Here is a 7,686-nt window from a genome sequence, read left to right as displayed (position 1 = left end):
TCATAAATTTTTCAAGGCATTTCTTTTTAAATGTCAAGTAATCTCCGGAATATGCTTTATTTATCTAAATACCATTGGCCAGTGAACAGTAACGAAAATATACCTCTTAACATACAAATCCAGCTTCCCATCAAAATTTAAAAGAAATTTACCGGAATGAAACTCCTTCATCAACCGGCCATGATTTTCTAAGTGCCCCATAGGAGATTAGAAAATTCGCAAGCCATCCGGCCGGTACAGCAAGCCAGACAAATGCAATTCCATAACGCGGTGCAAAAATCAAGGCAACTGACAGCCGAATGGCAAGGTTTACCATATTGGCAATGAGAAACGGCCGCATAATTCCAAGTCCACGAAGAACTCCATCTGTTGCCATCTTAATACCCATAAAAATAAAGAAATATCCCAGCCATTTCATATAATCCCCGGACACCTGATATGCCAGAGCGGTTCCATCTTTTCCAAGGAATAAGGAAGAAATTGGGGTGTGCAGTGTTTCAATGACTATGAAAGCAAGGACTGCGAAACACAGGTCCAACACCAGTGCAGCATGGTATCCTTTTTTGATACGTTCAATTTTCTTTGCTCCAAGATTCTGGGAAACATAGGGCGAAACCGCATTTCCAATGGATACAAATATCAGTGAAAAAACATTCTCTACTCTCATGGTTGCCGCATAACCTGCCAGCGCCTGTGTACCGAAGGGATTTACAACCGCCTGTACGATCATCATACCAATTGACACTGTGGATTGCTGAAGAACCGATGGTACTGCAATACGAAGCATGGAATGTAACTCCTGCCTGTCAAACCAGTTAAAGCGGCTTTTATATCGACGCATCCGGTTAAAGAAAATCAAAAGCGAAAACACTGCGGAAATCCCCTGCGCAATGAGAGTTGCAAGGGCGGCACCGAACACACCCAGCCCTAAACCTGCCACCATCCAAAGATCCATAACAATATTCAAAACAGAAGAAAATATCAAAAGGCCCAACGGAATCTTCGATTCACCGATGGAATTGAACATCGTTGAAAGGATATTGTACATAAACAGAAAGGGAAATCCCACAAAATAAACACGCAGATACAGTACCGCTTCATCCAGTATGTCAGCAGGTGTTTGTAATAAACTCATCATAAAATGAGAAAAGCCAAAACCAAAAACCCCCAGAAGTATACTCAGAATCAGAAAACTGATCAACGATGTTGACACAATTGTTTTCATTTTGCTATAATTCTGGGCTCCAAAATAGCGGCTCACAAGTACACCTGCTCCTACACCGGCTCCCAAAGCCACACAGATGAAAACATTGGTCAAAGCGGCACAGGCTCCAACTGCCGCAAGTGCAGAGGATCCCACAAACTGACCGACGATAATGGAATCAGCCATATTATATACTTGTTGAAAGAAGCTGCCCAGAATCATAGGCATTGCAAAAACAGTCAGTGCTTTAAGAGGGGCATCTGTGATTAAATATTCATCTTTTGACATTCTCATTTTCCTCCATCAATTCCTGCTTTTTATCCGAAATCACGATTGTATTTTCAAAATGTAAGTTTAAGATTTCGTTACGTAATAATTATATGTAGTTACAGCAAATAAGTCAAGCTGCTGTTTACTTTTAGTAATATAAATGATATGATATTTGATATTGAAAAAAGCTGCTATCAGATGGATATTATTTTATATTATTTTACAGGAGGGAACTTATGTACCTGGACGGTTTAGATGAGCTGGATCAGAAGATTATCCGGCTGCTTATAGAAAACGCACGTATCTCTTACTCTGATATCGGTGAAGAAACCGGTATTTCCAGAGTGGCAGTAAAAGCCCGTATCCAGGCTTTGGAGAAAAGAGGCGTAATCGAAGAATATACAACAATTATTAATCCGCAAAAAATCAGTGGGGCTGTATCATGCTATTTTGAAATTGAAACAAAACCGGAGTACCTGGCGCAGGTGACAGATATATTGTACAAAAATGATACAGTCACACAGATTTACCGTGTCACAGGAAGAGACAGGCTTCATGTACATGCCGTTGCTTCATCAGGTGATGAACTGGAATACTTCCTGCACAATGTCATTGATACACTGCCTGGCATTATCAGCTGCAGTTGCAATATGATCTTATCACGCATTAAAGATATTAAAGGATTACGGCTATAAAAGTCAGAAGTTGCAACCAACCTTGATCCATACAGTCATATCACCCTGCCAAAGTGAATTAAATATAACGCTCCCAGCCACTTTTTGACTTCAACAGTTTGCTCTTCCTGAAACGCCTCGCAGCTTTTCAAAATAACAATAAAATGCCCATTTTTCGTACACGGGAACATATCCTAAAACGCCACTATACTATTGAAGAGTTGTCAAAACAGTACCTGATGAACACCACTACTTTGAAATCCGTTTTCAAAGCAGTCTATGGAATGCCCATCGCTTCTTACATGAAAGAATACCGTATGAAGTTGGCATCGAATATGCTGTTGCAGGAAGATAAATCTATTTCGGAAATTGCCGCCACTGTGGGATATAAAAGCCAAAGTAAATTTACATCGGCTTTCCGAGATATATTTCAGATATTACCTACTGCATATCAGAAACTGTATCGTAATCGATAATTTTAATGCAAAACTGCACCCACAATATCCCTGAGTGCAGTTTTGTATCAATCAATATTCTAATGTTTTTCCATCAAGTGGAATATCAAGAACAAGTATCCTATACAAATGCACTTTCCTCTTTTGCTTTCTGCAAATCTTTTAACACTGTTCCTATATCTCCCAAAATAGCAATCCCCTTATCTTCAATGAATTCCGGCAAAAACTGATATTCTGAATTTACGGAAATATAATATGCATCTTTCAAACTGTTTGTCAGTTCCCAAAACGGTTCCTGTATAAACATCGGTGTCATGCGCCCTACTCCAAGTTCTATCAAGAGAATTTTTCTATCTTTGTTCTTTTGAATGTATTTTGAGATTTTCTCATATTCTTCTTCGTATTTTTTCCCTTGCAGAAAATTCCCATATCCTCTTACCCACGGAAACATTTCCGCACCACAATGAGGGCAGCGAGGAATCAGTTCATCCGGCACCATTGTCCCCTCTCCCATAGCCGCAATCATATCTGCCACAGGTTGTACGGCATCCCATGTTTCATCCTGACAGCACTGGGAACACTGGAAGAAACGATGATCTCCCTGAATCTCACTGACCTTTTCTTCCGGATAAATCTTTACAAACTGTGTATCCTGATTAGTCGTTAAGATATGAAAGTCCTTTCCCTGCAAGATTCTATCCAAATCCAGATATGGCTCTCTGATAGGGGCATTTTGTGTAGTATTTAAAAAGGTTGCCACATATCCCCAGTGTTCATTTCTTGTAGAAAACCGATGCATCATGCCGCTAAAAGCACCTTTGAATCCATACTTATCTGCAAATTTTCCAAAATGATCACGAAAAGAAGGGGTATCACTATAATAAAAGTCACCACCTCCAGCCGCTGATAAACCGGATGCTCCGCCTACTATGATACACTCTGCCTCCTGCACTCTGCGAACAAATTCCTGAATCTGTTCCTCATAAGGAAGTGGTTTTTGTTTGCTCAACACTACAGCAGTACCGCCGGATGCATAGGTACTATAGTGTCTGGAATAGTTCATTTGTGTTTTCATTACCAAATTTTCATAACAGCTCATTTTTTTCATTCTCCTATCTCACAACTGTAATATCTTTAACCACCTTACTTAGTCTATCCTTCCCTTTCTGATTTCCTTTAACGCTACCGTAAGATTACCATCCACACCGATGGATTTTTCTTTGATTTCCTCTGGAATGTAAATTTCGCCCTTGTTAAATGTGATATATCTTGCCTGTGGTTCTACTGCTGCAAGCTGCATCAAAGGAGCTTTAATCATTTGATTTCTCCAACCAATGCCAAATTCCAGAATTACCAGCTTCTTTCCATGTAAATTCTGAATAAATTCTTGATAACGGGCAGCCTTTTCCTTCCAATTTTTCGTTTCTGTAAACGAGGACATCTCACCCCAATTTACTTCCATATCTCCACCGCATTTTGGACATTTCGGCAGTAACTCTTTGGGTACTCTTCCGTTTACTTCCTCTTCTGTCATGGCGAGAACTGCTTTTTGATTAGGATAGACCTCGTCATGACATCTGTTCTTGCACCGCATTTGGGTTAATTTCCCTTCCATTTCAAAAACACGGTCTGCCTCAAAACCTGCCGGCACAAAATGATCCTCCGCATTGGAAGTTACTACGAAATATTCTTTATCCTTTACTAGTGCATAGATATTTTTCATAATCTCACTCGGCTCATCCTGCATAGCTTTTGCCTTAACAAGTCTGCTTACAAACGCCCACTTTTCTTCTACCTTCATTGGCACTGAAAATCCGTGTAAAACACAACGCAGTCCATATTTTTCTCTGAAATCTCCCATATTTTCCTGAAACCATGCGTCATCTGCAAAAATATTATATCCCTCTGCGATAGACAAACCATTACTGGCTCCAATCAAAATACCATCTGCTTCTTTGATGATTTGGCTTATCTCTTGATATACATTCATCTTCACCACATTTCCTTTCCCGCCAGAAAACTGACTTGTTCCTCCTTTTGCATACACCACTTTATCTCCTTTTTTATATCAGATTCCACACTTTTTATTTTGCTTGACTTTTATTTTTTTACTTGTTAAAATTAAATTTACATCAAGCATTAAAATCATATTATCATGTAAATTTAAAAATTGCAAGAAGAAAATTCGAGGTGACAAATGAAATATTCCACAAAGCTTAGTGACACCATTCATATTCTTATATTTATTGCTCTTGGAGATGACGAACAACTCTCCAGCACAAAAATCGCAGAAAGTATCAAGACAAACCCGGCTTATGTCAGACAGCTTATGGCAACCCTGAAAAATGCAGGCATTGTTGTCAATACACAAGGTCATGCGAATGCCGCTCTTGCAAAATCGGCAGATAAAATCAATATGTATGACATCTACCGAGCCGTAGAGGGCGATAAGCCGCTGCTTCACCTGGACACAGATACCAATCCGGATTGTGGAATCGGTATCAACATTCAATTCGCTATTGGGGACTTCTATCATGAAATTCAAAATATGGTAGATGAAAAAATGAAATCCATTACATTGCAGGATATTATTGATCGGTATTATTTTAAAATCAGGAAAGTTAAAAACCTTTAACTAATCAAGAGTAGCAAGCACTGCCTGTGTCATGACACAGGCGAAATCCCCCACACTTTCCTATCGTCTGTGTGGTTAAATTTCCATACATGGATAACTATAACTACCACAAAGGTATGAATGTAATCATTCAGGAATTAAAGGATCTGTTAAAGACAAAAAGCATTGGCACTGACTCTGACCAGGCATTATTGCTAGATTTTCAGGTAGCCCTTGGAACCATTTATCTGATGACTGCCAATCTTCCGCAAGCCAAAACATATTTTAAAAGAGCTTTCAAAATATATGAAAATATCTGGGCTGATGAACCGGAAATGATTGAGGCAAAATGTCAGGAAATCCAAGAGTTATATCCACAGGTTGGTTTCTTTCTTGGACAACAGATATCAAGTTTTTTAACAAAACAGGCATAATTTGGGGGAGAAAGTATTTATTTCAGTTTTTCATATATATCTTATATAATGACAATGTGTTGACATTAGGCACATATTTGAATATACTATACTTGAATGGAGGTGTTCTGTATGGCAACAACTAATTTAAATATTCGTATAGACAAGGCAATCAAGGACCAGGCGGAGGAAATCTTCAATGAGCTTGGTCTGAATATGACAACTGCTGTAAACATGTTCCTGAGAACCGCTATCCGTGAGCATGGTATTCCTTTTGAATTAAAACTGGAAGTACCGAATGATACAACAGCCACTGCCATTGAGGAAGGCAGAAAAATGATGAAGGATCCTTCTGCTCCGCGTTATTCCAGTATGGATGCGCTTAAGGCAGCTCTCGACGTATGAAATACGACATTCAGTTTACCAATCAGTTTAAAAAGGATTTGAAGCTTGCCAAAAAGCAAAATAAAAATCTTGATAAGCTGTTTGAGGTAATCGGTATTCTGGCGAATGGCGGTACGCTGGATGCAAAATACAGGGATCATGACCTTACAGGAAACTACAAAGGCACGCGTGAGTGTCACATCGAACCGGACTGGCTGCTTATTTATGAGATTTGTGGAGATGTTCTTGTTTTGATGCTTTATCGCCTTGGTTCACATTCTGAGCTGTTTAAGAAATAAGTACAAATCGGGAATTTGGAAAGGGATGCACTGCCATGCTGAGAAAGTTGAATTGTTTTTTAAACATCGTTATTGGTTCATCAATAGGAGTTTTCATTGGATTCGGAATTTATAAGTTCTGGCACTTTAAAACCTACCCAAATTTATATGCCATACAGTCTGCACCGTGGTACACAGAGTTGCTGTTGGATGGTGCCTTGGTGGCTGTTGTGATGGTCGTATGTATTATCCTAAAGCTGATTATTCGGAAAAAGTCAAAACCATAACTTCCAATTGAACAAAATCGCTGCGCGATGGCCTGTCAAGGCTATGGCGCAGTTTTTCTTTACACTTTAATAAAAAAGCAGTGGAAACCAAGTCCTACAAGTAGTATTCTGCAAACCGGAATTGTCACTCCAAAATAAATGGAAGCATAATCATAATAATTCCAAATAGGACAAATAAAGCACCACCGATTTTTGTGGCTTTCAAATAGAACTCAGATGGTTCATCTGCACGATAAGATTTCCATTCTTCTGTTAATTTCCATATTAAGCCCGGCTTTAAGAAGATAAACATACCTAACGCAAAGATTATGATTCCGCCCCCAATAGACCATCACATATTTGCCATCTCCTTTATCAAATATAAATTTACCGAATAACCTTTTCAAACCGAAACATTCCGTCCGGAAACTGCTCGTCCTGCTTTTCAGCATTCATTTCCGGATCATTGGGGTCTTGGTGATATTTGTTAAAGAACTCTACGATGTGAAAACCACATCTGTTCACATAAAAATGGATATTCCGCTGCTCGAAATAGGGCGTTACAGTTTCCCAAACTTTCACTTCTGGATGTAACTTCTCAACTTCGCACCATGCAGCATACCCGATGCCTTTGCTATGAACTGATGGCGCAACGAAAAGAAGATCAAGGTCGCCTTTTTCACCCTCGACTTTAATCACAACACCGCCTACTTTTTTGCCATCAAGTACAATGCGGTAAGCTTCACCATCGTCAATGGACTGCTCAATCATTTCTCGTGATATAATCTGTCCATCTTCCTCGGACGTCCTTGTTTTCCAGTATTTTCAGGAGGTAATAAAGGTTCAATGCGAAGCCATTCTTCATCAGTCAACTCATATCGTCTCAACATAGTGAACACCCCTTTTTCTTTATTTTATCATGAAAAAGGGAAATAAAACATGCGTTTTGTGCAATTTTTATTTTTCAGACACGCTCTAGCAAGGGATTTTTCCCTTGAACCCATCATTTATGATATATGGTGGCGCTTTTCGCCCCCAAATAGTGAAAGGAGCTGTCCTGAAAACGTAGTTCAGCGATAACCTATAAACAAGCATTCTAAATAAGCTCGCCTTTTGGCGGGCTTATTT

Annotated in this window: 11 protein-coding genes; 6 read left to right on the top strand and 5 right to left on the bottom strand. The window is 39.3% G+C overall.

Features of this window, described 5'->3' with window-relative positions; genetic code table 11:
* Window positions 1–148: 148 nt before the first annotated feature.
* Entirely contained in the window at window positions 149–1,492 is a 1,344-nt protein-coding gene (locus I4V44_RS16940; RefSeq protein ID WP_118610555.1) for an MATE family efflux transporter, read from the bottom strand.
* 218 nt (window positions 1,493–1,710) lie between these two features.
* Here I4V44_RS16940 and I4V44_RS16935 point away from each other — a divergent pair, with 218 nt between their 5' ends.
* Both I4V44_RS16935 and I4V44_RS17710 read left to right on the top strand, forming a co-directional pair.
* Window positions 1,711–2,169, top strand: a complete 459-nt coding sequence (locus I4V44_RS16935; RefSeq protein WP_119253201.1) for an Lrp/AsnC family transcriptional regulator — start codon at window positions 1,711–1,713, stop codon at window positions 2,167–2,169.
* 143 nt (window positions 2,170–2,312) lie between these two features.
* On the top strand, window positions 2,313–2,624 hold the full coding sequence (locus tag I4V44_RS17710) for a helix-turn-helix domain-containing protein (RefSeq protein ID WP_196003005.1): 312 nt from the start codon (window positions 2,313–2,315) through the stop codon (window positions 2,622–2,624).
* A gap of 100 nt (window positions 2,625–2,724) precedes the next feature.
* Here the strand turns inward: I4V44_RS17710 and I4V44_RS16925 are convergent, their stop codons facing one another.
* Window positions 2,725–3,702 carry an NAD-dependent protein deacetylase gene (locus I4V44_RS16925; protein WP_243280311.1) on the bottom strand — a complete coding sequence of 326 codons (978 nt, stop codon included), beginning with the start codon at window positions 3,700–3,702 and terminating at the stop codon, window positions 2,725–2,727.
* Between the two features lie 48 nt (window positions 3,703–3,750).
* Complete coding sequence (locus I4V44_RS16920) at window positions 3,751–4,650, bottom strand: NAD-dependent protein deacetylase, SIR2 family (RefSeq protein WP_227194208.1); 900 nt, start codon at window positions 4,648–4,650, stop codon at window positions 3,751–3,753.
* A 150-nt stretch (window positions 4,651–4,800) separates the two neighbouring features.
* Here I4V44_RS16920 and I4V44_RS16915 point away from each other — a divergent pair, with 150 nt between their 5' ends.
* The 4 genes from I4V44_RS16915 (at window position 4,801) to I4V44_RS16900 (ending at window position 6,313) form a co-directional block, all read left to right on the top strand.
* The gene (locus I4V44_RS16915) at window positions 4,801–5,238 is read left to right on the top strand and encodes an Rrf2 family transcriptional regulator (protein WP_028087392.1); all 438 of its coding nucleotides are present in this window, start codon (window positions 4,801–4,803) and stop codon (window positions 5,236–5,238) included.
* Window positions 5,239–5,327: 89 nt separating this feature from the next.
* A complete protein-coding gene (locus I4V44_RS16910) occupies window positions 5,328–5,651 on the top strand; it encodes a tetratricopeptide repeat protein (protein ID WP_179979082.1) in 324 nt (107 codons plus the stop codon).
* Between the two features lie 111 nt (window positions 5,652–5,762).
* Window positions 5,763–6,035 carry a type II toxin-antitoxin system RelB/DinJ family antitoxin gene (locus tag I4V44_RS16905; RefSeq protein WP_055199534.1) on the top strand — a complete coding sequence of 91 codons (273 nt, stop codon included), beginning with the start codon at window positions 5,763–5,765 and terminating at the stop codon, window positions 6,033–6,035.
* On the top strand, window positions 6,032–6,313 hold the full coding sequence (locus I4V44_RS16900) for a type II toxin-antitoxin system YafQ family toxin (RefSeq protein WP_055199533.1): 282 nt from the start codon (window positions 6,032–6,034) through the stop codon (window positions 6,311–6,313). Before I4V44_RS16905 ends, I4V44_RS16900 begins: the two co-directional genes overlap by 4 nt.
* Window positions 6,314–6,703: 390 nt before the next feature.
* Here the strand turns inward: I4V44_RS16900 and I4V44_RS17965 are convergent, their stop codons facing one another.
* The gene (locus I4V44_RS17965) at window positions 6,704–6,886 is read right to left on the bottom strand and encodes a DUF6199 family natural product biosynthesis protein (protein ID WP_330610671.1); all 183 of its coding nucleotides are present in this window, start codon (window positions 6,884–6,886) and stop codon (window positions 6,704–6,706) included.
* A 59-nt stretch (window positions 6,887–6,945) separates the two neighbouring features.
* Entirely contained in the window at window positions 6,946–7,341 is a 396-nt protein-coding gene (locus tag I4V44_RS16895; RefSeq protein WP_227296132.1) for a GNAT family N-acetyltransferase, read from the bottom strand.
* Window positions 7,342–7,686: the final 345 nt, after the last annotated feature.

The sequence above is a fragment of the Blautia sp. 1001283B150304_161114_C9 genome, assembly GCF_015668165.1.
In the GTDB taxonomy this organism is placed as follows: domain Bacteria; phylum Bacillota; class Clostridia; order Lachnospirales; family Lachnospiraceae; genus Blautia_A; species Blautia_A wexlerae.
Note: the sequence above shows the minus strand (reverse complement) of the source record. Positions and strands in the feature narration are given on the sequence as shown.

Bases quoted from the DNA above. Each gene is read 5' to 3' on its own strand.
- I4V44_RS16940 (WP_118610555.1), bottom strand. From the start codon at position 1,492: ATGTCAAAAGATGAATATTTAATCACAGATGCCCCTCTTAAAGCACTG.
- I4V44_RS16935 (WP_119253201.1), top strand. From the start codon at position 1,711: ATGTACCTGGACGGTTTAGATGAGCTGGATCAGAAGATTATCCGGCTG.
- I4V44_RS17710 (WP_196003005.1), top strand. From the start codon at position 2,313: ATGCCCATTTTTCGTACACGGGAACATATCCTAAAACGCCACTATACT.
- I4V44_RS16925 (WP_243280311.1), bottom strand. From the start codon at position 3,702: ATGAGCTGTTATGAAAATTTGGTAATGAAAACACAAATGAACTATTCC.
- I4V44_RS16915 (WP_028087392.1), top strand. From the start codon at position 4,801: ATGAAATATTCCACAAAGCTTAGTGACACCATTCATATTCTTATATTT.
- I4V44_RS16910 (WP_179979082.1), top strand. From the start codon at position 5,328: ATGGATAACTATAACTACCACAAAGGTATGAATGTAATCATTCAGGAA.
- I4V44_RS16905 (WP_055199534.1), top strand. From the start codon at position 5,763: ATGGCAACAACTAATTTAAATATTCGTATAGACAAGGCAATCAAGGAC.
- I4V44_RS16900 (WP_055199533.1), top strand. From the start codon at position 6,032: ATGAAATACGACATTCAGTTTACCAATCAGTTTAAAAAGGATTTGAAG.